The organism is Sphingomonas sp. GW821-FHT09E03, assembly GCF_059416225.1.
Window position 1 is genome coordinate 449,107 of the sequence record NZ_JBWKOS010000002.1, and the last position, 24,823, is coordinate 473,929.

Annotated in this window: 22 protein-coding genes and 1 tRNA gene; 14 read left to right on the forward strand and 9 right to left on the reverse strand. The window is 68.8% G+C overall.

Annotation, left to right across the window (positions count from 1 at the left end; genetic code table 11):
• Positions 1-63 precede the first annotated feature (63 nt).
• Complete coding sequence (locus AC07M8_RS06460; RefSeq protein ID WP_495173549.1) at positions 64-1,716, reverse strand: inorganic phosphate transporter; 1,653 nt, start codon at positions 1,714-1,716, stop codon at positions 64-66.
• A 220-nt stretch (positions 1,717-1,936) separates the two neighbouring features.
• Between AC07M8_RS06460 and AC07M8_RS06465 the strand changes: the two genes are divergently transcribed.
• The 4 genes from AC07M8_RS06465 (at position 1,937) to AC07M8_RS06480 (ending at position 6,478) form a co-directional block, all read left to right on the forward strand.
• Positions 1,937-4,144, forward strand: a complete 2,208-nt coding sequence (locus tag AC07M8_RS06465; protein ID WP_495173550.1) for a xanthine dehydrogenase family protein molybdopterin-binding subunit — start codon at positions 1,937-1,939, stop codon at positions 4,142-4,144.
• Between the two features lie 2 nt (positions 4,145-4,146).
• Entirely contained in the window at positions 4,147-5,154 is a 1,008-nt protein-coding gene (gene hemH / locus AC07M8_RS06470; protein WP_495173551.1) for a ferrochelatase, read from the forward strand.
• A gap of 48 nt (positions 5,155-5,202) precedes the next feature.
• Positions 5,203-5,925 (forward strand): acetoacetyl-CoA reductase, encoded by a 723-nt coding sequence (phbB, locus tag AC07M8_RS06475; RefSeq protein WP_495173552.1) that lies wholly within the window; start codon positions 5,203-5,205, stop codon positions 5,923-5,925.
• 142 nt (positions 5,926-6,067) lie between these two features.
• Complete coding sequence (locus tag AC07M8_RS06480; RefSeq protein ID WP_495173553.1) at positions 6,068-6,478, forward strand: hypothetical protein; 411 nt, start codon at positions 6,068-6,070, stop codon at positions 6,476-6,478.
• Positions 6,479-6,565: 87 nt separating this feature from the next.
• Here AC07M8_RS06480 and AC07M8_RS06485 read toward each other — a convergent pair whose 3' ends face one another.
• Complete coding sequence (locus AC07M8_RS06485; RefSeq protein ID WP_495173554.1) at positions 6,566-6,916, reverse strand: antibiotic biosynthesis monooxygenase family protein; 351 nt, start codon at positions 6,914-6,916, stop codon at positions 6,566-6,568.
• 137 nt (positions 6,917-7,053) lie between these two features.
• On the opposite strand from AC07M8_RS06485, the gene AC07M8_RS06490 reads away from it, so the two are divergent.
• The 5 genes from AC07M8_RS06490 to AC07M8_RS06510 all read left to right on the forward strand — a co-directional run bounded on the left by AC07M8_RS06490 (position 7,054) and on the right by AC07M8_RS06510 (position 13,370).
• Positions 7,054-7,662 carry a class I SAM-dependent methyltransferase gene (locus AC07M8_RS06490; RefSeq protein ID WP_495173555.1) on the forward strand — a complete coding sequence of 203 codons (609 nt, stop codon included), beginning with the start codon at positions 7,054-7,056 and terminating at the stop codon, positions 7,660-7,662.
• Between the two features lie 140 nt (positions 7,663-7,802).
• On the forward strand, positions 7,803-9,377 hold the full coding sequence (locus AC07M8_RS06495) for an aldehyde dehydrogenase (NADP(+)) (protein ID WP_495173556.1): 1,575 nt from the start codon (positions 7,803-7,805) through the stop codon (positions 9,375-9,377).
• 49 nt (positions 9,378-9,426) lie between these two features.
• On the forward strand, positions 9,427-10,413 hold the full coding sequence (gene araD1, locus AC07M8_RS06500; RefSeq protein ID WP_495173557.1) for an AraD1 family protein: 987 nt from the start codon (positions 9,427-9,429) through the stop codon (positions 10,411-10,413).
• A gap of 3 nt (positions 10,414-10,416) precedes the next feature.
• Positions 10,417-11,337: a Gfo/Idh/MocA family protein gene (locus AC07M8_RS06505; protein WP_495173558.1), complete on the forward strand. Its 921-nt coding sequence runs from the start codon at positions 10,417-10,419 to the stop codon at positions 11,335-11,337.
• On the forward strand, positions 11,334-13,370 hold the full coding sequence (locus tag AC07M8_RS06510) for an MGH1-like glycoside hydrolase domain-containing protein (protein WP_495173559.1): 2,037 nt from the start codon (positions 11,334-11,336) through the stop codon (positions 13,368-13,370). The genes AC07M8_RS06505 and AC07M8_RS06510 overlap by 4 nt, the downstream gene beginning before the upstream one ends.
• A gap of 49 nt (positions 13,371-13,419) precedes the next feature.
• On the opposite strand, the gene AC07M8_RS06515 is transcribed toward AC07M8_RS06510, so the two are convergent.
• Positions 13,420-16,389 (reverse strand): TonB-dependent receptor domain-containing protein, encoded by a 2,970-nt coding sequence (locus AC07M8_RS06515; RefSeq protein WP_495173560.1) that lies wholly within the window; start codon positions 16,387-16,389, stop codon positions 13,420-13,422.
• Between the two features lie 566 nt (positions 16,390-16,955).
• Between AC07M8_RS06515 and AC07M8_RS06520 the strand changes: the two genes are divergently transcribed.
• Positions 16,956-17,945, forward strand: coding sequence for a transferrin-binding protein-like solute binding protein (locus AC07M8_RS06520; protein WP_495173780.1), 990 nt, complete (start codon positions 16,956-16,958; stop codon positions 17,943-17,945).
• An 11-nt stretch (positions 17,946-17,956) separates the two neighbouring features.
• Here the strand turns inward: AC07M8_RS06520 and AC07M8_RS06525 are convergent, their stop codons facing one another.
• Positions 17,957-19,150 (reverse strand): phospholipase D-like domain-containing protein, encoded by a 1,194-nt coding sequence (locus AC07M8_RS06525; RefSeq protein WP_495173561.1) that lies wholly within the window; start codon positions 19,148-19,150, stop codon positions 17,957-17,959.
• A 162-nt stretch (positions 19,151-19,312) separates the two neighbouring features.
• Between AC07M8_RS06525 and rpoZ the strand changes: the two genes are divergently transcribed.
• Entirely contained in the window at positions 19,313-19,657 is a 345-nt protein-coding gene (gene rpoZ, locus AC07M8_RS06530; protein WP_495173562.1) for a DNA-directed RNA polymerase subunit omega, read from the forward strand.
• An 85-nt stretch (positions 19,658-19,742) separates the two neighbouring features.
• Here the strand turns inward: rpoZ and AC07M8_RS06535 are convergent, their stop codons facing one another.
• Both AC07M8_RS06535 and AC07M8_RS06540 read right to left on the reverse strand, forming a co-directional pair.
• Positions 19,743-20,420 (reverse strand): RlmE family RNA methyltransferase, encoded by a 678-nt coding sequence (locus tag AC07M8_RS06535; protein WP_495173563.1) that lies wholly within the window; start codon positions 20,418-20,420, stop codon positions 19,743-19,745.
• A 13-nt stretch (positions 20,421-20,433) separates the two neighbouring features.
• Positions 20,434-21,477, reverse strand: a complete 1,044-nt coding sequence (locus AC07M8_RS06540; RefSeq protein ID WP_495173564.1) for a Ppx/GppA phosphatase family protein — start codon at positions 21,475-21,477, stop codon at positions 20,434-20,436.
• Between the two features lie 151 nt (positions 21,478-21,628).
• Here AC07M8_RS06540 and AC07M8_RS06545 point away from each other — a divergent pair.
• Positions 21,629-21,702 (forward strand) — tRNA-Gln (locus AC07M8_RS06545).
• A 392-nt stretch (positions 21,703-22,094) separates the two neighbouring features.
• Here AC07M8_RS06545 and AC07M8_RS06550 read toward each other — a convergent pair.
• Complete coding sequence (locus AC07M8_RS06550) at positions 22,095-22,223, reverse strand: winged helix-turn-helix transcriptional regulator (protein ID WP_495173565.1); 129 nt, start codon at positions 22,221-22,223, stop codon at positions 22,095-22,097.
• 184 nt (positions 22,224-22,407) lie between these two features.
• Here AC07M8_RS06550 and AC07M8_RS06555 point away from each other — a divergent pair, with 184 nt between their 5' ends.
• Both AC07M8_RS06555 and AC07M8_RS06560 read left to right on the forward strand, forming a co-directional pair.
• Positions 22,408-22,764: an NAD(P)H-dependent oxidoreductase gene (locus AC07M8_RS06555; RefSeq protein WP_495173566.1), complete on the forward strand. Its 357-nt coding sequence runs from the start codon at positions 22,408-22,410 to the stop codon at positions 22,762-22,764.
• Positions 22,692-22,976 carry an NAD(P)H-dependent oxidoreductase gene (locus tag AC07M8_RS06560; RefSeq protein WP_495173781.1) on the forward strand — a complete coding sequence of 95 codons (285 nt, stop codon included), beginning with the start codon at positions 22,692-22,694 and terminating at the stop codon, positions 22,974-22,976. The genes AC07M8_RS06555 and AC07M8_RS06560 overlap by 73 nt, the downstream gene beginning before the upstream one ends.
• Before the next feature lie 55 nt (positions 22,977-23,031).
• Here the strand turns inward: AC07M8_RS06560 and AC07M8_RS06565 are convergent, their stop codons facing one another.
• Together AC07M8_RS06565 and AC07M8_RS06570 are read right to left on the reverse strand one after the other, a co-directional pair.
• The gene (locus AC07M8_RS06565) at positions 23,032-24,126 is read right to left on the reverse strand and encodes an NADH:flavin oxidoreductase/NADH oxidase (protein ID WP_495173567.1); all 1,095 of its coding nucleotides are present in this window, start codon (positions 24,124-24,126) and stop codon (positions 23,032-23,034) included.
• Between the two features lie 72 nt (positions 24,127-24,198).
• On the reverse strand, positions 24,199-24,807 hold the full coding sequence (locus AC07M8_RS06570; RefSeq protein ID WP_495173568.1) for a TlpA family protein disulfide reductase: 609 nt from the start codon (positions 24,805-24,807) through the stop codon (positions 24,199-24,201).
• Positions 24,808-24,823: the final 16 nt, after the last annotated feature.

The following is a 24,823-nucleotide window of genomic DNA, read 5'->3' on the forward strand; positions in this document are numbered from 1 at the left end:
GATGCCAGCTTTCGCTGGGATGACGGCTGGAATGGAACGACGGGCGGGACTGGACGGACGGCCTTACAGGCCCATGCTCTTCACCACGGTCAGCATCAGCCAGTAGAGCAGCCCCGACAGCGTCATCGCCACCGGCAGCGTCAGCACCCAGGCGAGCGCCATGTTGCGCACCGTGCGCTTCTGCAGCCCGGCGCCATTGGCGACCGAGGCGCCGGCGACGCCCGACGACAGCACATGGGTGGTCGATACCGGCAGGCCGAACTGGTCGGCGAGCAGGATGGTGGAGGCGGCGACCAGCTCGGCCGAGGCGCCCATGCCGTAGGTGAGGTGGCTCTGACCGATCTTCTCGCCGACCGTGACCACGATGCGCTTCCAGCCGACCATCGTGCCGAGCCCCAGCGCCAGCGCCACTGCGACCTTCACCCAGATCGGGATGTAGCGCGTGCCCTCCTGGAGCTTGGTGTCATAGGCCTTGACCGAATCGAGCTCGGCCGCGGTCATTTTGGTGCGCACGTCCTTGTCCTTGGCGACCAGCGTCGAGGCGTCAAGCACCAGATACATGTCGTTGCGCAGGTTCGGCGTCTCGGCGGCCGGCACCTTGCCGAGCGAACCATATTCCTCGATCCGGCCGGTGACGTCCTTCGACAGCGAGGCAAGCGCGGCGAAGCTCTGCGGCGAGCCGATCTTGCGCTCGCGCAAACCCTGAGCGAGCGTCGCGCGGGCTTGGTCCGGGGTCGCCGACGCACCCGGCGCCTGGCGGGCGAACGCCTGTTCGGCGGCAGTGGCGGCGCGAACGAAGGCCGGGGTCGCGCTCTCGGGCACGGTGCGGTTGAGCGCGTAGGCGGTGGGCGCGCAGCCGATCAGGATCAGCATGATCAGCCCCATGCCCTTCTGGCCGTCGTTACTGCCATGGGCGTAGCTCACCGCGGTGCAGGTGAAGATCAGCAGCGCGCGGATCCCGCGCGGCGGCGGCTGGTTGGCGCCCGGCTCGCGATAAAGTTCGGGCTGCGGCGCGACCCGCTTCATCACCAGCAGCATCACGAACGCGCCGGCAAAGCCGATCAGCGGGCTCAGCAGCAGCGCCGCCAGCACCTTTTCGGCCTGACCCCAGTCGACGCCGGCGGTGCCGCCCGGATTGGTCGAGAGCAACTGGTTGGCAAGACCGACGCCGAGGATCGAGCCGATCAGCGCATGGCTCGACGAATTGGGCAGGCCGGCCAGCCAGGTAGCGAGATTCCAGCCGACCGCGGCGAGCAGCAGCGCGAAGATCATCGCATAGCCGCCGGCGCTGCCGACATGGAGGATGAGGTCGACGGGGAGCAGGGTGACGATCGAATAGGCCACCGCCCCGCTCGACATCATCACGCCGAGGAAGTTGAAGCAGCCCGACCATACTACCGCGAGTGGCGCGGGAAGGGCATGGGTGTAGATCACCGTCGCTACCGCATTGGCGGTGTCGTGGAAGCCGTTGACGAATTCGAAGCCGAGAGCGATCACCAGCGCCAGACCGAGGAACAGGAACACGCCGAAGGCAAGCTTTTCGCCCACTTCGCTGGTGTCGAGCAGGATACTCACTCCCGCATAGGCAAGCCCGCCGAGCAGCACGGCAAGGAATATCCACCGCCCCGCCGGATGGATATGCCCATCGAGATGAGGCCCGCGGTGCGCTGCGGGCGCGTGCGGCGAGTCGGCGCCGGCGAATGCGGTAGTGGCCATAACGGAGCTATCGGCCTCCAGTGCGACAGTTTCGTGACGGCTGCGGGGGCATGATGGTGCAGGGCATCGGCCCATAACGCGGCGGCGGGAAACCCTATCCATCGCATCGTCATGCCCGTGTACACTGGACGACGGCTGGCGACGGGCGGCTGGCGCGAGGGGAGACGACCTGCGACCTCCCCACTGGCCTCGCCGCACCACCCCCGATACAGCCCGATCCATGACAGCGATCAGCAGACGCGGCGTGGTGATCGGTGGCGGCGCCGGAATCGGCCTGGTGGTCGCCTGGGCCTTGTGGCCGCGTACCTACCGGCCGACGCTGGTCGCCGATCCCGGCGAGCATCTGTTCGGCGCCTGGCTCAAGATCGGCAGCGACGGCCATGTCACCGTTGCGGTGCCGCAGCTCGAGCATGGCCAGGGCGTCTATACCGCGCTGCCGCAGATCGTCGCCGACGAGCTTGGCGCCGATTGGCGCACCGTCGGCGTCGAGCCCGCGCCGCTCAACCCGCTTTACGCCAACCCGCTGGCGCTCGACGAGCTGTTCGGCGGCGGGCTCGCCGGGCTGCCGCCCGGGTGGCAGGCTACGCTCGCCGCGCGCGCGGGGATGATGCTCACCGGAGGCTCCAGCTCGGTGCGGATGTTCGAGGAGCCGTGCCGCGCCGCCGGCGCCACGGCGCGGGCGCTGCTCTGCCAGGCCGCGGCGGCGCGCTGGGGCGTCGCCTGGGCGGAATGCACGGTGGACGCGGGCTTCGTCGTCCACGGGAATCGCAAGCTGCGCTTCGCCGAGCTTGCCGAGGCCGCCGCGGGGCTCACCCCGCCCGATCCGCCGCCGATCGGCGCGCAGGGCGCGGGCGCGCTCGGCGGGCATTCGCTGCCGCGACTCGATGTGCCCGCCAAGGTGGACGGCTCGGCCAATTTCGCTGGCGACATCCGCCTGCCCGACATGGTCCATGCCGCGATCCGCATGGCCCCGCTCGGCGACAGCCGGCTGGTGCGGGTCGATCGCGCCGCGGCAGACCGGATTCGCGGCGTGGTAGCGGTGGTCGAAAACCCGCGCTGGGTCGCTGCGGTCGCCACCGACTGGTGGGCGGCGAACCGCGCGCTCGACGCGCTGGCGCCGCGGTTCGAGACCGCCGACGGCATCGTCGACAGTGCCGGCGTGGATGCCGCGCTTGCCGCCGCGCTGGCGGCAGAAGGCGTGTCGATGGCCAAGGCGGGCGATGTCGCGCCGCTGCTGCGCGGCGGCGGGCTGATCACCGCCGATTATCGCGTCGGCCTCGGCGTCCATGCCGCCGCCGAGACGATGAGCGCCGCCGCGGCGTGGCGCGACGGCCGGCTCGAACTGTGGCTGCCGACCGCCGCGCCCGGGCTCGCCCGCGCCGCCGCGGCGGCGGCAACCGGGCTCGGCGACGATGCTGTGATCATCCACCCGATGATGGCCGGCGGCTCGTTCGGCGCCGCGCTCGAGCCGCTCGTCGCCGAGCAGGCGGCGGTGCTGGCGATGCGGCTCAAGCGCCCGGTCAATCTGGTCTGGTCGCGGGTCGAGGACCTGCTCCACGATCGCTATCGGCCGCCGGCACTCGCGCGGATGACGGCGCGGCTCGCCGCCAACGGCGCGCTGGTCGGCTGGCGTGCCCAGATCGCCGCCCCCGCCACCGGGCACCAGCTCGCGCACCGGCTGATGCCGGGCGCGCTCGCCACCGCCGCGGCGCTTGGCCGCTCGGGTGATCCTTATGCCATCGCCGGCGCGGTGCCGCCCTATCGCATCCCGGCTTATGCGATCGATCATCACCCGGCCATGATTCCCGTCCCCACCGGGCATCTGCGCGGCGGTGCCCACGGCTACACCGCCTTCTTCACCGAATGTTTCCTCGACGAATGCGCCCGCGCCGCCAATGCCGAGCCGCTGTCGTACCGGATCGGCATGCTCGGCGGCGAGCCGCGGCTGGCGCGCTGCCTGTCCACCGTCGCCGCGCTCGGCGGTTGGAACGGCGGCGTGCCGGGCAGCGGCCAGGGCATCGCCTGCCACGCTCTGCGCGGCAGTTATATCGCGGTGCTCGCCGAGGCGCATGTGGGGGAGGGCGGCCGGCCGGTGGTCGACCGGTTGGTCGCGGCGGTGGATTGCGGCCGGCGGATCAACCCCGATCTGGTGCTCCAGCAGATCGAGGGCGGGCTGATCTTCGGCCTTGCCACCGCGCTCGGCGCGAGCACCGGCGTCACCCGCAACCTCGCCGATGCCCGCCACCTCGGCGCGCTCGCCCTGCCGCGGCTCGCCGACACGCCCGACATCATCGTCGAGTTCGTGCCGTCGGCCGAGGATCCGGGCGGGGTCAGCGAGATCGGCATCCCCGCGGTCGCCCCCGCGATCGCCAACGCGCTGGTTGCCGCAACCGGTACCCGGACCCGCGCTTTGCCGCTAAGAGCCTGATCATGAACCCTCCCGCCGATCACCCGCCGATTCCCCCGCGCAAGATCGGCGTGCTGCTGACCAACCTCGGCACCCCCGACGCGCCCGATGCCAAGGCGGTGAAGCGCTACCTCGGCGAGTTCCTGTCCGATCGCCGGGTGGTGGAGCTGCCGGCGATCGCCTGGCAGCCGATCCTGCGCGGCATCATCCTTCAGACCCGGCCGAAGAAGTCGGCGCATGCCTATGGCCTGGTGTGGCGCGACGACGGCTCGCCGCTGGCCGCGATCACCCGCGCGCAGGCCGCCGCGCTGCAGGGCGCGTTCGGCGAGGGTGTGCTGGTCGATTATGCGATGCGCTACGGCAATCCGTCGATCCCCACGCGGCTGGCGGCGCTGAAGGCGCAGGGCTGCGAGCGCATCCTGCTCGCGCCGCTCTATCCGCAATATTGCGCCGCCACCACCGCAACCGCCAACGACCGCGCCTTTGCGGCGCTCGCCGGCATGCGCTGGCAGCCGGCGATCCGCACCTTGCCACCCTATCACGACGATCCCGCCTATATCGACGCGCTCAAGCGCACCGTCGAGGCGCAGATCGCCGCGCTCGATTTCGTCCCTGAGGCGGTGGTCGCGAGCTTCCACGGCATGCCCAAGCGCACGCTCGAGCTCGGCGATCCCTATCATTGCCACTGCCAGAAGACCGCGCGGCTGCTCGGCGAGGCGCTGGGCCGCGAGCTGATCGTCGCCTTCCAGTCGCGGTTCGGCCCGGCCAAGTGGCTCGGCCCGGCGACCGACGAGACGCTGGCGGCGCTGCCCGCGCAGGGCATCCGCAAGGTCGCGATCCTCGCGCCGGGCTTTTCCGCCGACTGCCTCGAAACGCTGGAGGAACTCAGCATCCGCGGCCGCGAGAGCTTTGTCGCCGCCGGCGGCACCGATTTCGCCTATCTGCCCTGCCTCAACGACACGCCGGTCGGCGTCGACATGCTGCGCGCACTGATCGGCCGCGAGCTGCAGGGCTGGGTGGCGGCTGGCTAGCGCGGCGTCGGTAGGCCAGGGCGCGAGAACAGCAACGAAGGAGCAGGCATGGCACGGGTAGCGATCGTCACCGGCGGCACGCGCGGGATCGGCGAGGCGATCAGCCTGGCGTTGCGCGAGGCCGGCATGATCGTCGCCGCCACCTATGCGCGTGACGAGCCCCGCGCCGCCGCCTTCACCGCCGCGACCGGCATCGCCACCTACCGCTGGGACGTCGCCGATCCCGCCGCCTGCGCCGCCGGCTGCGCCCGCGTCGCCGTCGAGCTCGGCCCGGTCGATGTGCTCGTCAACAACGCCGGCATCACCCGCGACGGCACGCTGATGACGCTCGACTATGCCGCCTGGCAGGCAGTGATCGATACCAATCTTGGCGGCTGCTTCAACATGGCCAAGGCGGTGTTCCCCGGGATGCGGGAACGGCGCTGGGGGCGGATCGTCAACATCGGTTCGATCAACGGCCAGGCCGGCCAATATGGCCAGGTCAATTATGCCGCCGCCAAGTCCGGTATCCATGGCCTCACCAAGGCGCTGGCGCAGGAAGGCGCGCGCGCCGGCATCACCGTCAACGCGATCGCGCCCGGCTATATCGATACCGAGATGGTCGCCGCCGTGCCGCCCGAAGTGCTCGACAAGATCGTCGCCCGCATCCCGGTCGGCCGCCTCGGCCAGGCCAGCGAGATCGCCCGCGGCGTCGCCTTCCTCTGCGCCGAGGACGCGGGCTTCGTCACCGGCTCGACGCTCAGCATCAACGGTGGCCAGCACATGTACTGAAGCGCGGCGGCGCACGGTTAAACCCCGGATTAACAACACATTCCGCCTCGGTTCAGCCCGACTCGGGCAAAGCCTGCAACACGCTCTCACTTGGTGCGTTTATCCAGGCGAACCGAGCGATATGAGTTTGAGGAGGTTCGGCATGAACGGTTTGATCAAGAAGGCAGGGCTGGGCGTCGCGCTCGCCGCGACCGCGGTCGTGGCGGCGGCGCCCGCGGACGCACAGCGCTACGGCGGCTATCGCGGTGGCTATCATGGCGGTTATCGCCACGGCGGTGGTGACGTCGCCGCGGGCGCGCTGCTCGGCGGCATCGTCGGCCTGGGCCTCGGTGCAGCAATCGCGAACGACGGCCGCGGCCGCTATTACGATCGCGGCTATTATTATGACGCGCCGCCGCCCCCGCCGCGCGCTTACTATGACGGCTACGGCTATAACGGCGGCTATGGCTACAACCGCGGCGGCTATGGTTACGGCTACGCCCGCCGCTGCTGGACCGAGCGTCGCTACGATCCCTATTACGGCCGCAGCGCCCGGGTCCGGGTCTGCAACTAAGTCGTAGGCGAGCGATCGCCTGTTACATCGGCAACAAAGGGGCGGTGGGCGCGAGCCTGCCGCCCTGTCGCGTTGTGGCTGGCTGGATCAGGCCGGGTCGCGCTGGCACGCATAATCCCGCGCGACATCGGCGACGACCATCTCATACCATTGATACCACCGCGCCCGCCCGACGTTGCGGATCGCGCGATGCTCGGGGTGGTCGCGCCAGGCGAGCGCGCTCGCTTCGTCGGCCCAGTAGCTCACGGTAATTCCCAGGCCCGCGGCGTCGCGGCTGCTGCGCTCGCCGCGATAGCCGGGCTGGGTGGCGGCCAGCGCCCCCATCGCCGCGGCAGCGGCGCCATAGCCGGCCGCATCCTCGTCGGTCCGTTGCGAGACGAAGATCACCGCGATCTGCCCCGCCCGATCCTCACCCGGTAACTCTCGCGCCGCCGTCATCGTCACCTCCGCGGTAAGCGCCGTGCAACAGTTCGCCGCGACAACGCAACCGTCACACTTGAAACGCGTTCGGCAATCGTGCGACGGGGGATCCAAGCCCTCGCCGTGCGTGGGGAATACGAACGACAAGGAAGCCGATGCCCAGTTCGACCACCGCCGCCCGACGCGCTCGTCCCGCCGGCGTCCCCAGCCCGGTCGCGATGTTCTTTCAAGGTTTCCTGAAGCATCCGGTGATGGTCGGCTCGATCATCCCGTCGTCGGACAAGCTGATCCGCAAGATGCTCGGCCCGGTGGATTGGGAATCGTGCAAGCTGTTCGTCGAATATGGCCCCGGCGTCGGCACCTTCTGCCGCCCGATCCTCGAGCGGATGGCGCCCGATGCGACGCTGATCGCGATCGACACCAACGCCGATTTCATCCGCTATCTCGATCACACCATCACCGATTCCCGCTTCGTCGCGGTCAACGGCTCGGCGGCGGACGTCGAGGAGATCGTCCGCGATCACGGCCATGAGCATGCCGATTACGTGCTCTCGGGCCTGCCCTTCTCGACGCTGCCCGCCGGCGTCGGCCCCGCGATCGCCAGCGCCACCCAGCGCGTGATCCGTCCCGGCGGCGCCTTCCTGGTCTATCAGTTCTCGCCCAAGGTGAAGGACTTCCTCACCCCCCATTTCTCCAACATCGACCATGACATGGAATGGTGGAACGTGCCCCCCGCCCAGCTCTACTGGGCCTGGAAGGACTGACGCGCCCGGCGGCGCCGTGTTGCCGCCTTACCGTGCTGCCCTGCCTCTTCGTGCCAAACAGCGACAGCCCCGGCCCGCCGCGGGTTGCGCCGCCGCCAACCCCCGCCTAGGTACTTGTCGGAGTTATTGCGGAGAGCATCATGATTACCGGCGCCAGCCTCATCGGCAGCAGCGAGCGCGACAGCGCCGCCAAATTCAGCGCGATCAATCCGGCGACGGGCGAGGCGCTGCAGCCATCCTTTTCCTCCGCCGGCCCAGACGAGGTCGCTGCCGCCTGCGCGCTCGCCGAGGCGGCTTATCCCAGCTTTTCCGAGCTTGCGCTCGAAGACCGTGCCGTCTTCCTCGAGGCGGTCGCCGACGCGATCGTCGCGATCGGTGACGAGCTGATCGACCGCGCCGTCGCCGAATCCGGCCTGCCGCGCGGCCGCATCGAGGGCGAGCGCGGCCGCACCGTTGGCCAGCTGCGGCTGTTCGCGAGCGTGGTCCGCGAGGGCGCCTGGGTCCAGGCGACCGTCGATCCCGCGCTGCCCGATCGTGCGCCGCTGCCGCGCCCGGACCTGCGCCGTCGCCATGTCTCGGTCGGCCCGGTCGCGGTGTTCGGCGCCTCCAACTTCCCGCTCGCCTTCTCGGTGGCCGGTGGCGACACCGCCTCGGCGCTCGCCGCGGGCAGCCCGGTGGTGGTCAAGGGCCATCCCGCGCATCCCGGCACCGGCGAGCTCGTCGCCCGCGCCATCCAGTCCGCGGTCAAGGCCTGCGGCCTTCACGAGGGTGTGTTCTCCTTCCTGCCCGGTGAGACCAACGAGCTCGGCGGCGCCCTGGTCGCCGATCCGCGCATCAAGGCGGTGGGCTTCACCGGCTCGCGTGGCGGTGGCCTCGCGCTGGTCCGCATCGCCGCCGGTCGCGACGAGCCGATCCCGGTCTATGCCGAGATGAGCAGCATCAACCCCGTGCTGCTGTTCCCGGCTGCGCTGAAGGCTCGCGGTGCCGCGCTTGCGCCGGCCTATGTCCAGTCGCTGACGATGGGTGCCGGCCAGTTCTGCACCAACCCCGGCGTGCTGATCGCCCCCAAGGGCCCCGAGCTCGACGCCTTCGTCGCCGCTGCCGCCGCGGCGATGACCGACAGCCAGCCGCAGGCGATGCTCAGCCCGGGCATCCACGCGAGCTTCGAGCAGGGCGTCGATGCGCTCGCCAGCCACAGCGCCGTCACCAGCGTCGCGCGCGGCTGCGTCGGTGAGGGCGTCAACCAGGCCCGCGGCGCGCTGTTCCGCACCGATGCCAAGAGCTTCCTCGCCGATCCCGCGCTGTCGCACGAGGTGTTCGGCTCCTCGTCGATCGTCATCGAGGTCGACGACATGAGCGAGGCCGCCGAGCTGATCGGCGCGCTCGAGGGCCAGCTCACCGCGACGCTGCTGATCGACGCCGAGGACGAGCCCGCCGCCGCCGCGCTGGTGCCGCTGCTCGCCCGCAAGGTCGGTCGGATCCTCGCCAATGGCTGGCCGACCGGTGTCGAGGTCAGCCATGCGATGGTCCATGGCGGTCCTTACCCCGCCACCTCGGACGGCCGCACCACCTCGGTCGGCACGCTCGCGATCGACCGTTTCCTGCGCCCGGTCTGCTACCAGAACCTGCCGGATGCGCTGCTGCCGGTGCCGCTGCGCAGCGACAACCCATGGCAGCTCGTCCGTCGCGTCGACGGCAAGATCGAGCAGGCCTGACAAGAATCGACGGCGGCCGTGGAGCCAGCCGAAGGAGAGGAGTTACCCCGTGTTGCTGTCACTCGTTCAGTTCCGTGACGCCGCCGGCGCGCGCGGTGTCGCCGCCTTTACCGACGTCGACGGCGCTCCGCGCCGCGTCACCGGGGCGACCACCACGCTCGCGCTGGCCGAGGCGGCGATCGCTGCCGGCCATGGCCTCGCCGCCGCGGTCGAGCAGGCCGGCCTCGGCGAGCCGGTCGATCTCGCCGCCGTCACCCTGCTCGCGCCGATCGACCATGCCGACCAGGCGCATCTGCTGCTCACCGGCACCGGTCTTACCCACCTCGGCTCGGCCGAGGGGCGCGACAAGATGCATCGCAGCGCTGCCGAGAATCCGGCGCCGACCGATTCGATGAAGATGTTCCTGATGGGCGTCGAGGGCGGCAAGCCGTCGCAAGCCGGGCAGGGCGTCCAGCCCGAATGGTTCTACAAGGGAGATGGCTCGCAGCTCGTCGCCCCCGGCGAGGCCCTGCGCTCGCCCGCCTTCGCGCTCGACGCCGGCGAGGAGCCGGAGATCGCCGGCATCTATCTGATCGGCGAGGACGGCAATCCGGTGCGGCTCGGCTTCGCGCTTGCCAATGAATTCTCCGATCACGTCACCGAGCGCGGCAATTACCTGTGGCTCGCCCACAGCAAGCTGCGCAACGCGTCACTCGGCGCCGAGCTGCTGGTCGGCGAACTGCCCGCCGACGTGCGCGGCACCAGCCGCATCGTCCGCGACGGTGCCACGGTGTGGGAAAAGCCGTTCCTGTCGGGCGAGGCGAACATGTCGCACAGCGTCGCCAATCTCGAGCATCACCATTTCAAATACGAGCTGTTCCGCCGCCCCGGCGACGTCCATGTCCATTTCTACGGCACCGCGACGCTGTCGTTCGCCGAGGGCTTCGCCACCCAGGAAGGCGACGTGTTCGAGATCGAGGCCGCGCCGTTCCGCATTCCCGTCCGCAACCCCATCGCGGTCGATGCGCCCGCGCCCGTCTCCGTGAAGGTGCTCTGAGCCATGGCGATCAAGATCGGTATTGTCGGCATCGGCAAGATCGCGCGCGACCAGCACATTCCGGTGCTCGACGCCTCGCCCGATTTCGACCTGTTCACCGCCGCCAGCCACAACAGCAAGCTCGATCGCGGCACCACCTATGGCTCGATCGAGGAGATGATCGCGGCCGAGCCGAGCCTCGAGGCGATCGCGCTCTGCCAGCCGCCGCAGGTCCGCTTCGATGCCGCGCGCCTCGCGCTGCAATCGGGCAAGCACGTCTTTCTCGAAAAGCCGCCCGGCGCGACGCTGAGCGAGATCCGCCTGCTCCGCGACATCGCCGATGCGCATGGCGTCACCCTCTTCGCCAGCTGGCATTCGCGCTACGCGTCGGGCGTCGAGCCGGCCCGCCAGTGGCTCGCCGGCAAGACGCTGACGTCGGTCGCGATCGAATGGAAGGAAGACGTCCGTCACTGGCATCCGGGCCAGGCCTGGATCTGGCAGCCGGGCGGGATGGGCGTGTTCGATCCCGGCATCAACGCGCTGTCGATCGCGACCCACATCCTGCCGCCCTTCTTCCTCACCGAAGGCTCGATCGAGGTGCCCGCCAACCGCGCCGCGCCGATCGCCGCCGACCTCCGCTTCACCGATGCCGCCGGTACGCCGATCGTCGCTGCGTTCGATTGGCGCCAGACCGGCCCGCAGACCTGGGACATCCGCGTCGACACCGATGCCGGCCAGCTCACCCTCTCCAAGGGCGGCAGCGAGATGTACCTCGACGGCGTCCAGCAGTCGCTCCCGCCCGAGGCCGAATATCGCGGCCTCTATGATCGCTTCGCCGATCTGGTGAGGCGCGGCGTCAGCGATGTCGACGTCGCGCCGATGCGCCACGTCGCCGACGCCTATCTCCGTGCCGAGCGCCTCCAGGTCGAGGCGTTCGAGGATTGATCCGCCGGGGTGCCCGCCTGCTGCTGCTGGCGGGCACCCTCGCCGGCGTCACGGCCGCCGCCGCGCCGCCCGATGCCCGTCGGCCCGTGCTCGACGAGTCCCGCCTTGCCCGCGCCGCCTTCGGCAACGATGCGCCCTGGTACCTCGGCAACATCCCCTTCTTCGATTCGTCGGACGCCGAGCTGACGGCGATCTATTATTATCGCTGGAAGCTGCTGCGCGCGCATCAGCGCGACCTCGGCACCCGCGGCTATATCACCACCGAATTCATGGACGACGTCGGCTGGCAGCGTGAGCCCTATGCCAGCCTCAACGACGCCACCGGCTTCCACCTCGCCGAGGCGCGCTGGCTGCGCGACCGGCGCTATGCCGGCGACTATGTCGACTTCCTCTACGAGGGCGGCGGCAACGATCGCCATTTCAGCGAGGCGATCGCCGATGCCGTGTGGGGCCGCTACCTCGCCGATGGTGATCGCGCCGCCGCGATCCGCCACCTCGGCGCGATGCGCCACATCTACAATCTGTGGGACGATCGCTACGATTTCACCAAGCAGCTCTACTGGATCGAGCCGCTGCTCGACGCCACCGAATATACCATCTCCTCGATCGACGCCTCCGGCGGCAAGGACGGCTTCCGCGGCGGCGACGCCTTCCGCCCGTCGATCAACAGCTACATGTACGCCAACGCCCGCGCGATCGGCCAGATCGCGGCGCTCGCCGGCGACGCGGCCACCGCGCAGGATTATGCCGCCCGCGCCGAGCGCCTGCGCACTCGCCTCGACGAGGCGCTGTGGAGCGAGCCGCTCGGCCATTACGTCGACCGCTACAAGGTCGATAACGAGCATGTACAATATTGGGCGCCGATCCGCGGCCGCGAGCTGGTCGGCTATCTGCCCTGGACCTACGGCCTCGCGCCCGACACGCCCCAGCGCGCCGCCGCCTGGCGCCACATCCTCGACGCGAACGAGCTCGCCGGCCCCGCCGGCCTGCGCACCGTCGAGCCGAGCTATCCTTATTACATGCGGCAATATCGCTACGACACGCCCACGGGCCTGCGCGAGTGCCAGTGGAACGGCCCGGTCTGGCCATTCCAGACCACCCAGCTGCTCACCGGCCTCGCCAACCTCCTCCACGATTACCACCAGCGCGTGATCACCCGCGCCGATTACGTCCGCCTGCTGCGCCAATATGCGCATCTCCATTATGGCGCGGATGGCGTCCCCGATCTGCAGGAGGATTACGATCCCGCCACCGGCCGGCCGATCGTCGGCCTCGCCCGCAGCCATCATTACGACCATTCGGGCTATGTCGACCTGATCGTCACCGGGCTCGTCGGTCTGCGCCCGCGCGCCGACGACGTCCTCGAGGTCGATCCGCTGGTCCCCGCCACCGGCCCCCAGGCGCTGCGCTGGTTCGCGCTCCAGGACCTGCCCTACCACGGCCACCGGGTGAGCGTGGTCTATGACGCCGATGGCCGCCATTATCGGCAGGGCAGGGGGCTGAGCCTGTGGGTGGATGGCGCCCGCGTTGCCCAGGCGCCCGGGCTCGCCCGGCTGTCGGTGCCGCTGCCACGCGCGCCGGCCGCGCCGATCGCGCGCCGCGTCGATCTCGCGGTCGAGCTGGTCCGCGGCGACTTCCCCAAGCCGAGCGCCTCGATCAACGCCGATCCCACGGCGCTCCACCAGGCGGTCGACGGCCGCACCTGGTTCTTCCCGGAGATGGTCAACGGCTGGTCGAGCGCCGGCGCCACCGGCGAAGCCTGGTTCGCTGTGGACTTGGGCAAGCAGCGCCCGGTCCACGCCGCCGAACTCGCCTTCTTCGCCGATGCCAAGGCGGTGGCCGCGCCGGCGCGCTATCGCCTCCAGGCCTGGCAGGACGGGCAATGGAGCGACTTGCCGACCGGCGCCGCACCCGCGGTCGCCAATGGCATCACCGAGCTTGGCTGGCCGGCGATCACCACCAGCAAGGTCCGCCTGGTCCTGACCAACCGCCCCGGCCGCGCCGCGCGACTGGTGGAATTCAAGCTGTTCTGAGCAGCAACAGGCGCCGTGGGCAGTCTCCTGCCCCCGGCGCCGCGTCTTCTCAATATTTGAAGTTCGCGCCGATCCGGAACGCCCGGCCGACCGCACCCGCCTGGGTATAGGTCGGGTTGTAGTTCACCGCGGCGTAATTGCCCGCGTTGAGCGGCGCCTTGGCGTCGAACAGGTTCGCGACGTTGAAGTAGATCGAGAACTTGTCGTTCACATCGACGTTGCCGTGCAGGTCGACGTCGATGAAGTGTTTGACGTGGCAGTTGAAGTCGCCGTCGCCATAGGTGCTGCCATCGGCGCAGGTGGTGGCGTTGTAGGCGTCATAGGCGACCGCCTTGTAGCCCGAGGTGTAATAAGCGGTGGCGGTCAGCTGGGTCTTGCCGATCGCGACGCTGTTCTGCCAGTTGCCGCGCCACGCCGGCGTGCCGGCCCCGGACGAGGTGACGTACGGCGCCTGGGTGCCGACATAGTCGATATAGGGGTCGCCGGCGGCGGTCTGGAAGTAATAGTGCAGGATCTTGGTCGCTTCGGCGCGGCTCAGGAAGTGGATGTTGTCGGCGAGCCTGGTCTGCACCTGCGCCGCGAAGTCGATTCCCGAGGTCTTGAGCCCGCCGGCATTGGCATAAGGCGCATTGACGTAGAGCACGCGGCGCGCGGCGGTGGGATTGTCGGGGTCCACGGCATCCAGCGTCACCGAATAGCCGGTCGGCAGCGTGGTGCCGGCATAATAATCGGCCAGCGCCTCGCCCGAGAGCGGGCCGGCGGTGATCACCCGGGTCTTCTTGATGTTGTAATAGTCGACCGTGAAGCTCAGCCACTTGGTTGGCTGCACCACCGTGCCCGCGGTGAAGCTGGTCGACAGCTCGGGCTTGAGGTTCGGGTTGCCCGCGGTGTTGGTGCCGAGCGAATAGGCTTGGTTGTACGACGAGCCACCCGAGCAGCTGCCGTCCGCGGCCACCGTCGCGCCGTGCAGCGCCTGGAACGAGCAAGGCGTGGTGGTGTTGGTATAGCCGATCACCGTGCCCTGCGTTTCCGCGAAGCTCGGCGCGCGGAAGCCCTTGGAGAAGGTGCCGCGGAACGCGATCTGCTGGATCGGGGTGAACTTGACGCCGATCTTGGGCGAGAAGTGGCTGTAGCCCTCGCTATAGTGATCGTAGCGGCCCGAGGCGTCGATCTCGAGCTGCTTGAAGATCGGCGCGCTGACTTCGAAGTAGCTCGATTCCACCCAATGGTGGCCGGTGGCGGCAAAGGCGTTCAGCCCCAGCGTCTGCTCGTCGGCATTCTGGTCGGGATCGTTCACCGCCTCGTAGCGCACCGAGCCGCCGACGCCGAGCTGCAGCGCGCCGCCGGGCAGGTTGAACAGCGACTTGGTGATCACGCCCTGGATCATGTCCTCGTCGCTGGTCGCGGTGTTGCGGATCGCCGGCGACAGCGAGGCACGCACCGCGGCCGAATTCTGGCTCGGATCGACGAAATTGTAGGTGCCGTCGTTGATCGCATTCTCGAGCCCGGTCAGGTTGAGATAACCGTTCTGGGTGATGTCGAGCCACGAATGGGCGGCGGTGGCGTCGACCGAATAGCCCCAGCCGTTGCCGAACTTGCCGTCGATCCCGGCGGCGCCGCGGATCACATGGCTGTTATATTCGCTGCTCGAGGCGATGTCGCCGAACCGGTAGCGCAGCGCCGCTGCCTCGCCGAGCGCGGCAAACGGGTTGTTGGGGTTGAGCGAGCCGTCGCTGAGCGTCGCCGGCAGCACGATGTTGAGCGTGTTGATCGGGTTGCTCGAGCGGATCGTTGCCGGCGTCCCCTCTGCCTTGACGTCGTTCTGATAATAGGACGCCATCAGATACGCCTGCGTATCCGGGTTGATCTGCACCGTGCCATGGGCGGTGACGCCCCAGCGGGTCTGCTCGGGCTGGATCTGGCCGTAATCAGCGGCGGTGTTCTGCTCGCAGCCGGTGCCGGACGCGCCGGTCACCGTGGTCTGGCCGCTGGAGCAGCCGGCGGGGTTGAGGATCTGCCATGGGCCCGTGGTGACGCCGGTGCCCGAGAGCACGTCGCCCGCGGTCTGCTGCGTGGTCGGCGCGACGATCGCGCTGGTCGTGGTGCCTGGCACCACCGATCCCGGATTGTTGTTGAGCCCGCCGATCGAGGTCAGGTCGTTGGTGTTGTAGGGAAAGCCGCGGCCCTTGTTGTAGATCGCGCTGTCGTGCTGATACTCGCCCGAGATGTAGAAGTTATAGCCGTCCTCGGCGAGGTGGCCGTGGCCGATGGTCAGCGTGCCGCGCTGCTCACCGCCGTCGCCGCGCTGGGTGGCGCCGCCCTCCACCGAGCCCAGGATGCCGGTGATTTCCTTCTTCATGATGATGTTGACCACACCACCGATCGCATCCGCGCCATAGCTCGACGAGGCGCCATCCTTGAGCACCTCGACCCGGTCGACGATCGCATCGGGGATGGTGTTGAGGTCGACGAACGCGCGCTGACCGTCGTCGGCGAGCGGATAGTTGGCAGTGCGCAAGCCATCGATCAGGGTCAGCGTCGAGTTCACGGTAAGGCCGCGCAGCGACACCGCCGACGAGCCGGCGCCGAAGCCGTTGGTGAACGAGGTCGGGATCGAGCCCGAGCTGTCCGACGAGATCGAGCGCACCGCGTCCGAGACGGTGTTGAGCCCGGCGCGCGCCAGCGTATCGGCGCTGAGCACGGTGACCGGCGACGGCGTCTCGGTGTCGGTGCGGCGGAACAGCGTCCCGGTGACGACGATGTCGGTGCCGCCGGTCGCTGGCGTCGCTGCCGAGCTCGGCGTGGCCGACGCGGCGGTCGCACCCTGGCTGGCGTTGACGGCGTCGCTGGTGTCGGGCTGCACGCCGGCGGTGCCGGTCACCGCCGGCTGGGCCTGGCCGGCGACGTCGTGGGCGGCGGCGGGCGCGGCGATGGCGAGGCCGGCGCCGACCAGCGCGAGCGCGCCGCGGGTGGAGCTGAGAAGCAGGGCTTTACGCGTGAACGAGGAACGGGTGGTCAAGGCAAGCGTCCTTACTGGGGATCGTCGATCCCGGATAATCATGCAGGGCGACACGCAACTTCCGGGCTCCCGGCCTCGGGGCAGCGCGTGGTCGCGGCGATTAGCCTTGCGGTCCGAGCTGTAAAGTTGCGTTCGGCGATGGCCCGATGATTGCCCGAACCTGTCGCCGATCGAGCACTGTTATTAACAAGCGGGTGCCGAAAACCGATAGATTGCAATTGCTTGTGTCGAGAGCCAAACCAATCTCCCGGGTGGCGTGAGCGCGTCGGACCCCGTGTAACGGACTCCACAACGCAAGCCGTGCCGGCGACTGTTCGCAGGCCGCCGCGTCTCCGAGTAGGCGGCTGCATCGACCGGACAATGACGCCTGCCGTCAACTAGCGTCGTTCAGCGGCAGAGCGCTGTTTCCTCGAGCAATGTGGAGCAGAGCATGGCCGCGGCCTGACGGATGCGACCACGAGGCTGGTCGAGCTGGTCGCGAAGGCGTGCGTCTGGCCTCGCTTGATCGGCCGGGAGCGATAAGGCAGAGCCACTGGCGGGGGAGGGGCAGTATGCGTAGATCATTGGTGCTGGTGGCGTGTTGCGTCATGTTGGCCGGATGCGGCGGCGATGGCGGGTCGGCGGCGGGCAGTTCATCGGGCACCGGCACGACGCCGGCCACGCCGACACCGTCGTCAGGCGGGCTGCATACCGGTGAGGTCAAGCCGGCGTCGGACGCTACCTTCATCGCTGCCTCGATGGATGTCACGACGACCGGCGACATTACGCAAACGGGGGGCGTCATCACCGGCGGTACCACGAGCAACCGCACCACTGTCATCGACACGCCGCGGTTCAGCGGCAGCTATGATGCGTCGGGCTACCATCTCGCCGACGCGGCCAATTCGATGGTATTCGGACCGGCGCAGCTGACCTACGATACCACTGCTCCAAACGGCAATGGGACGGTGGTGTTGACCGCTCCTTCCGCGACGGCGGAAAACTATTTGGCGCTGTACCAGGCCTCTACCTACATCTCATCCTATCTGGGCAGCGGCTACACCACGGCACGCTATGGCGGTATCGGAGGCTGGCAGCATACCATCGTCAATGGATCCAGCCGGCAAACGCGGCTGAATTATTTCGGCTACGGAACAGCGACGCCGCCGGCTGCCATGCCTCATGCGGGCACGGTCAAGTACAGCATCCTCAATGCCGGTAACTACGCGACCGACACCGATCTCTGGTTTGTCTCGCAGGAGAGCGGTGCATTTCTGACCGTCGACTTTGCCGCCGGTACTGTCTCGGGTAATCTCACGCTGTCCGGCATCAACTTCTACAAGAGCGAAACTGGCGGCTTCGGCTATCTGCCGATCCAGGGGGCGATCAACGGCAACGCCGTCACCGGCTCATTGTCAAACGGCAGCCTCAGCACGGATGGAACGGTGCCTGCGCAATTCCACCTGCTGTTCGTGGGGCCGAGCGCGAACGAGTTCGTCATCACCTATGTCGCCAATGACGGGCGCCAGGCGGTGGTCGGCGGCGCGGTCGGGATCGTCAATCCGTACGGGCAATGATGGACGATCGCCTAGTCGTCGATGCCGAAGTTCAGCCCGCGCGACACGCTCGGGTCGACCACCGCGATCAGCAGATAGGCGAAGAACTGCCGCACCCGCTGCCAGGGCCCGATATGCGCCTTGTACCAGGCGCGGGTGATCGGCTCCGAGCGGGCGATCTCGCCATCCACATAGCCACGCACGTGCGCGGCGAAGGCGGGATCCTCGATCCGCAGCATCAGCTCTAGGTTGATGAACAGGCTGCGCATGTCGAGGTTGGCCGAGCCGATGTGCACCGCATCGTCGATCACGTATAGCTTGGTGTGGAGCTTGGTCGGCTGATATTCGAACAGCGCCACGCCCTTGCGCAGCAACCCGGCGTAGGTGAAGCGCGCCGCGGCGATGGTGGCGTTGTTGTCGGACTTGGCGGCGGTGACGATCCGCACCGCGGCCTGGCGCCGCCCGGCCCTGTCGAGCCGCCTCAGCATCGTCGGCGATGGCGTGAAATAGGCCGCGATCACGTCGATCTTGGCCGCGTGGCGCATGTCGGCACGCACCGCGCGCGCCCAGGGCGATAGTCGCCGGGTCGGCCCGCCGATCAGCCAGCGCATCGGCCCCTCGCGCTCGCTCCACCGCGACAGCGCCTTGTTGAGGTGGCGCAGCTTGCCGCCGGGCTGGCGCACCCATTCGTGCAGCGCGTCGAAATAGCCGGCGAGCTTGGCCGCCTGGGGTCCTTCCACCAGCAGGCCGAGGTCGCGCCACGCCTGTTCGGCGACCGTGCCGAAATAATCGTCCTCGACGTTGAACCCGCCGACGATGATCCGGGGGTTCTCGTCCGCATCGGCGAGCGCGAGCTTCTGGTGGTTGCGCAGCAGATAGCGGCGTCCGACCCGCGGCGAGAAGCGGCAGATCGAGCCGCCGGCCGCCTGCAGCGGCGCGAAGAAGTCCGCGTCGACGTCGCTGCCGAAGCCGTCGACGATCACCGCCACCGTCACGCCGCGCTGGGCCGCCGCGGTCAGCGCGTCGTTCACCTTCCGGCCGGTCTCGTCGTCGGCATAGATGTAATAAAGGATGCGCAGCGAGTGATGGGCGTCCGCGATCAGGTCGAGCAGCGCCTGCAGCCGCCGCGGCCCGGTGTCGAGCAGGGTCAGCCGGTTGTCGGCGACGGTGAAGCTGGGCTGGTCGGCGGGGTGGGCCGCGGGGGGCTGGGGCGCGGGCTCGGTCATGCGCGGGTGATGGCCGCTGGGGCGCGGGGGGGCAAGTCATATGCCGGCAAGCCGCGTCGGCGCGAGGGCCGGGGCCGCACGCGGTGGCTTCCTTGACTTGGCGGTGCCGATCGCCTAGTCGTCGCGTCTTCATTTCATCGGTATTTGCGAAGGAAAGCGTCCATGGCGCGCGTCACCGTCGAGGATTGCGTCGACAAGGTCTCCAACCGCTTCGATCTGGTGCTGTTCGCGGCGCAGCGCGCCCGCCAGATCTCCGGCGGTGCCGAACTCCTGCTCGATCGCGATCGTGACAAGAACCCGGTCGTCGCGCTGCGCGAGATCGCCGACGAGCTGGTCCGTCCCGATCAGCTCGAGGAATCGGTCATCAACAGCCTCCAGAAGGTTCAGGTTGATGACGAGGACGAGGCCGATGCCGTCGGCTCGCTGTCCGCCTCGGCCGAGGCGCTCCGCCTCACCGCGGCCGCACCCCCGCGCAACCAGAACCTCGGCGCCGATTACGACGGCTAAACCGTTGTAATCGGTTAGAAAACGGGCCGTGGCAGCGATGCCGCGGCCCTTTTTGCGTGGCGCGATATGCGTGATGTTAGCGAAGTTAGGCGGGCTCCTCGCGCCGCCCCTTAAACCCCTGCGCGACCACGAACCACTCCACCGATCCCTTGCGGCTCGACGGCGGCTTGGCGTGCTTCACCGTCGTGAAGTTGCGCTTCATCTCGGCGACCAGCTGCGAATCGGCGCCGCCGGCGAACACCTTGGAGACGAAGGTCCCGCCCGGCTCGAGCACGTCGCAGGCGAAGGCAAGCGCGGTCTCGACCAGCGCCATGGTGCGCAGCGCGTCGGTCTGCGGATGGCCCACGGTGTTGGCGGCCATGTCGGAGAGGACGAGGTCGGGCGCGCCGCCCAGCGCCTCGATCAGCTTGGCCGGCGCGGCATCGTCCATGAAGTCCATCTGGAAGATGGTGACGCCGTCGATCGGGTCGACGGGCAGCAGGTCGATGCCGACCACCGAGGCCTTGGGCAGCCGGCGCTTGATCACCTGGCTCCACCCCCCCGGCGCGATGCCGAGATCGACCACGCGCTTGGCGCCGCGGATCAGCGCGAAGCGCTCGTCGAGCTCGATCAGCTTGTAGGCGGCGCGGCTGCGATAGCCCTCCGCGCGCGCGCGGCGGACATAGGGGTCGTTGAGCTGGCGCTCCAGCCAGCGCGTCGATTGCGCGGTGCGCCCGCGCGCCGTCTTCACCCGCGTCCGCAGGCCACCACCGTCCCGGCTCATATCATCGTCCCGTTCATGGCCGCGCACTTCCCATCAATCGTCGCAAGATGCCCTCGCGGATGCCCCGATCGGCGATGCCCAGCCGCTCGGCGGGCCACAGATCGAGGATCGTCTCGAGGATCGCGCAGCCGGCGACCACCAGGTCGGCGCGCTCGGTGCCGATGCAGGCGAGCTGCGCACGCTCGCGGATCGACATGGAGGAAAGGTCGGCGCTGATCTGGCGCATCGCTCTGGCCGGCACGATCAGCCCGTCTACCTGGGCGCGGTCATAGTGGCTGAGCCCTAGGTGGACGCTGCCGAGCGTCGTCACCGTGCCGCTGGTGCCGAGCAGCCGCGGCCGCCGAACGTTCTTGGGCAGGCGGCCGGCGAAGTCGGCGAAGCTGTCCGCGACCATCGAGCGCATCCGCGCATAGGAAGCGAGCCGCTCCTCCGGGCTCTCGCCACCGCCGGCGCTCTCGGTCAGCGACACCACGCCCCACGGTGCCGAATGCCAGTCGAGCACGCGCGGCATCGCGTCGCGCGGCGTGTCGATCAGCACCAGTTCGGTCGAGCCGCCGCCGATGTCGAACACCAGCGCCGGATCGTCGCCCGGCTCGATCAGCGCGTGGCAGCCGAGCACCGCCAGCCGCGCCTCTTCTTCGGCGGAGATGATGTCGAGATGGATCCCGGTCTCCTCATAGGCGCGGGCGATGAACGCGGCGCCATTGCCGGCACGGCGGCACGCCTCGGTGGCAACCGAGCGGGCAAGGGTGACGTTGCGGCGCTTGAGCTTGTCGGCGCAGACCCGGAGTGCCGCGATGGTGCGCTCGATCGCGGCATCGCTGAGCTGGCCGGTCGCGGCAAGGCCTTCGCCGAGTCGCACGATCCGCGAGAAGGCGTCGATCACCGCAAAACCATCACCCTGCGGCCGCGCGATCAGTAGTCGGCAATTGTTGGTGCCAAGATCCAGCGCGGCAAAGGCCTGCGCGTCGGACCAGCGGCCACGCTGGGGCCGCAAGGGCGCCGGACGGGCAGGGCTCCCCTGCCGGTACGGCGTGCGGGCGGAACGATCCCCCATAGCCGTGTTCTTTCTATTCTGTTCTGCCGCCGCGGGAAATTCCCGCTCGGTGCTTGTCCCCTAGGTAGCGCGCCACCAGCCCAACGGCAAGGGAAGCGGCAAAGCCCGGTTGACAGCCCCCGACGCCCCGCCTAGATGCGCGCCCTCCTGTTGCCCCGTCGTCTAAAGGTAAGACTACGGACTCTGACTCCGTCAATTGAGGTTCGAATCCTCACGGGGCATCCAGGCCGCTATCCCATGACACTGCCGACGACCCCCTGGCGCCGACTTCACGGCCGGCCAGGCTTGATCATCGCTGCGTCTCAAGCATCGGCGCGCTCCTACAATTCGAGTAGCCAGTCTCGCATCATCATCGCGGTACAGCTGTCCCGGCTTGTGACGGCCATCTGGCCACCCGCCAAGGCATCGCGGCCTTGGCTCCGTCTGATGACCGGGCGCGCGCTTCTTTGACCATGGACTCGGCGCTGTCCCCTGTAGGTTTGTTGACCAGCGGGCACCTCCTGGCCGCGCTCGGTGCGTATCATCCGGCGCGGCCAGGCTTCTTGGCGAGATGATGGCTTGGCGGTGGCTACACCCGGTCGATCCGCTCGGCGGGCGTCAGCCAGCGATGGCTGCCGTCAGCACGACGCGAACAGGTCATCGCGTCGGCGCGGCAGCCGGATCGCGCGCACCAGCATCTGCTGCGAGATGCCGCCGACGGTCCGCTTGAGATCGTTGAATCGGCGCGGCCGCTCGATCAGCACCATGACCAGCATCACCGTCCATTTGTCGCCGACGATGGTTTGCACGCTGCTCATCCTGCCGCTTTGCGTGCTGACGCCGGGTGAGGCGGGCATATCCATGTGACCTGGTCCTATACAGATGCGTTCTTGGCGAACCGTGATGGGTCACTTGATTGCTCCTGGTCGCAATTCAGACCGGAGACCATCAGTGAAGGTTCTGCATCTCGATTCCAGTATCACGGGCGACGGCTCGGCGAGCCGGGTGATGTTCGCCGCCGTCGTCGAGCGCCTGCGCGACGCGCATGAAGGCCTCGAAGTGACCTACCACGACCTCGCGGCAGAGGCGTTGCCGCACCTCTCATTCGATACCTATCTTGCCTTGGCGGCCGGCGCGGACGTGCAGCAGTTCCTCGATGCCGACATCGTCGTGATCGGCGCCGGCCTCTACAATTTCTCTCTTCCCAGCCAGCTCCCAAGGCTCGGATCGATCGGATCGCGGTACGCGGCAAGACCTTCTCCTACGGCGACAACGGGCCGGTCGGCCTCGCCGCCGGCAAGCGCGTGATCATCGCTCTCGCGCGCGGCAACTTCTATGGCGAGGGCGTGCGCTATGCGGCCTATGAACATGCCGAGACGCTGCTCCGTTCGGTGTTCGGCTTCGTCGGCGCCGATGTCGAGGTGATCATCGCCGAAGGGCTCGGCCGCGGCGAGGACGCGCGGCGCACCTCGATTGACGGGGCGATCGGTCGGGCACGGCAGCTGGCGCCGACCGCCTGATCGAGCCGACATCGCCGCGGGCACTGTCGGTGCCGCGGCGATGTCGTGCTGGATCTCAGCCGAACAGATGCTTTAATTGCCGCGGCTGCGAGCGGAGGTATTGGTCAGGCGCCTTGACCTGCGCGCCGAGCGCGGCGGCGGCGTGCCACGGCCAGCGCGGATCGTAGAGGATGGTGCGGGCGAGCGCGATCATGTCGGCGTCGCCGGTGGCGACGATCGCCTCGGCCTGTTCAAACTCGGTGATCAGCCCGACCGCGACCACCGGCATCGACACGCGTTGCTTGACTTGGCGGGCGAGCGGCACCTGATAGCTCGGGCCGACGGGAATCTGCTGGTCGGGATGAAGCCCGCCGCTCGAGACATGGATCGCCGCACAGCCGCGCGCCTCGAGCGCTTCGGCAAAGGCGATGGTCTGCTCAGCGTCCCAGCCGCCCTCTACCCAATCGGTGCCCGAGACGCGCATCGTCACCGGGCGGTCTGCCGGGAAGGCGGCGCGGACGGCGTCGAACACCTCGAGCGGGAAGCGCATCCGGTTGTCGAGCGACCCGCCATATTCGTCGGTGCGTTGGTTGGCGAGCGGCGAGAGGAACTGGTGGAGCAGATAGCCATGGGCGCCGTGGAGCTGCACCGCATCGATCCCGAGCCGCGCCGCACGGCGGGCGGCATCGGCGAAGGCGTCGCGGATCCGATCGAGGCCGGCGCGATCGAGCGCTGTTGGAGCGGCCTGGCCGTCCGTGAAGGGCAGTGCCGAGGGCGCCTCGGTCTGCCAGCCGTTGGCGGCGTCCGGCGCGATCTGGGCACCGCCCTGCCACGGCACTTCGGTGGAGGCCTTGCGCCCGGCGTGGCTGAGCTGGATCGCGATCGGCATCGGCGACCAGCGGCGGATTCCCCCCAGCACCCGCGCCATCGCCGCCTCGGTGGTATCGTTCCACAGGCCGACGTCACCATAGGTGATCCGGCCCTCGGGCACCACGGCGGTCGCCTCGATCGTCAGCAGCCCGGCGCCCGACAGCGCCAGCTGGCCGAGATGGATCAGGTGCCAATCGGTCATGCAGCCGTGTTCGGCCGAATATTGGCACATCGGCGCGATGACGATGCGGTTGTCGAGGCGAAGCTGGTCGACGTCGATCGGCTGGAAGAGTGTGCTCACGAAGGTCTCCGACTAGCGCGCGGCGCGCGCATCCCGGGCTGAACGCGCGTCGACTGCATTGGGCACCGCCGATCAGGACGCTTCGGCGATCAACGCCGCGGCCGGCGCGCCAGACCAGTCGTTGCCGCCATTCCACCGCCACACTTCCTTGCCGGCGCTGTCGAACAGGATCGTGGTCGGCAGATTGGCCTGATAGGCGAGGCTGAGCGCCATCTTGCTGTCGACATACGGCGCGATCTCGGGCGCGCCATGTGCCTTGAGGAAGCCCGGCACCTTGGCGGGATCCTGGCTATCCTGGCTGATCGCGACGACGCGGACCGTGTTCGATGTGGCAAGCTTCTGGAGCGTCGGCAGCTCGACGATGCACGGTCCGCACCAGGTCGCCCACAGGTTGACGAGCACCGGCTTGCCCTTGAACGCCGCCAGCGTCACCGGCTTGCCGTCCGGCCCGGTGAAGCTCACCGCCGGGGCCGCGCTGCCCTTGTGGCTGCGATCGAGGCCGATCGTCGCGGTCGGCGCCGCGGCGGCGCCGGCTTCGTCGGGTGAGGCGACGTTGGCCGCAGCCTCGTCGGGCGCGGCGACGTTGGCTTGCCCGGACGGCGGGCTTTGCCTATCGCAGCCGGCAGCGGCGAGGGCCAGGAGACAGACGATCGCGACGCGCGCAGGAAATGACGGTGCCATGGGCGGATCCAATTCG

Bases quoted from the DNA above. Each gene is read 5' to 3' on its own strand.
- AC07M8_RS06570 (WP_495173568.1), bottom strand. From the start codon at position 24,807: ATGGCACCGTCATTTCCTGCGCGCGTCGCGATCGTCTGTCTCCTGGCC.
- rpoZ (WP_495173562.1), top strand. From the start codon at position 19,313: ATGGCGCGCGTCACCGTCGAGGATTGCGTCGACAAGGTCTCCAACCGC.
- AC07M8_RS06460 (WP_495173549.1), bottom strand. From the start codon at position 1,716: ATGGCCACTACCGCATTCGCCGGCGCCGACTCGCCGCACGCGCCCGCA.
- AC07M8_RS06490 (WP_495173555.1), top strand. From the start codon at position 7,054: ATGCCCAGTTCGACCACCGCCGCCCGACGCGCTCGTCCCGCCGGCGTC.
- AC07M8_RS06535 (WP_495173563.1), bottom strand. From the start codon at position 20,420: ATGAGCCGGGACGGTGGTGGCCTGCGGACGCGGGTGAAGACGGCGCGC.
- AC07M8_RS06525 (WP_495173561.1), bottom strand. From the start codon at position 19,150: ATGACCGAGCCCGCGCCCCAGCCCCCCGCGGCCCACCCCGCCGACCAG.
- AC07M8_RS06465 (WP_495173550.1), top strand. From the start codon at position 1,937: ATGACAGCGATCAGCAGACGCGGCGTGGTGATCGGTGGCGGCGCCGGA.
- AC07M8_RS06495 (WP_495173556.1), top strand. From the start codon at position 7,803: ATGATTACCGGCGCCAGCCTCATCGGCAGCAGCGAGCGCGACAGCGCC.
- phbB (WP_495173552.1), top strand. From the start codon at position 5,203: ATGGCACGGGTAGCGATCGTCACCGGCGGCACGCGCGGGATCGGCGAG.
- AC07M8_RS06505 (WP_495173558.1), top strand. From the start codon at position 10,417: ATGGCGATCAAGATCGGTATTGTCGGCATCGGCAAGATCGCGCGCGAC.
- AC07M8_RS06540 (WP_495173564.1), bottom strand. From the start codon at position 21,477: ATGGGGGATCGTTCCGCCCGCACGCCGTACCGGCAGGGGAGCCCTGCC.
- AC07M8_RS06485 (WP_495173554.1), bottom strand. From the start codon at position 6,916: ATGACGGCGGCGCGAGAGTTACCGGGTGAGGATCGGGCGGGGCAGATC.
- AC07M8_RS06480 (WP_495173553.1), top strand. From the start codon at position 6,068: ATGAACGGTTTGATCAAGAAGGCAGGGCTGGGCGTCGCGCTCGCCGCG.
- hemH (WP_495173551.1), top strand. From the start codon at position 4,147: ATGAACCCTCCCGCCGATCACCCGCCGATTCCCCCGCGCAAGATCGGC.
- AC07M8_RS06550 (WP_495173565.1), bottom strand. From the start codon at position 22,223: ATGGTGCTGATCGAGCGGCCGCGCCGATTCAACGATCTCAAGCGGACC.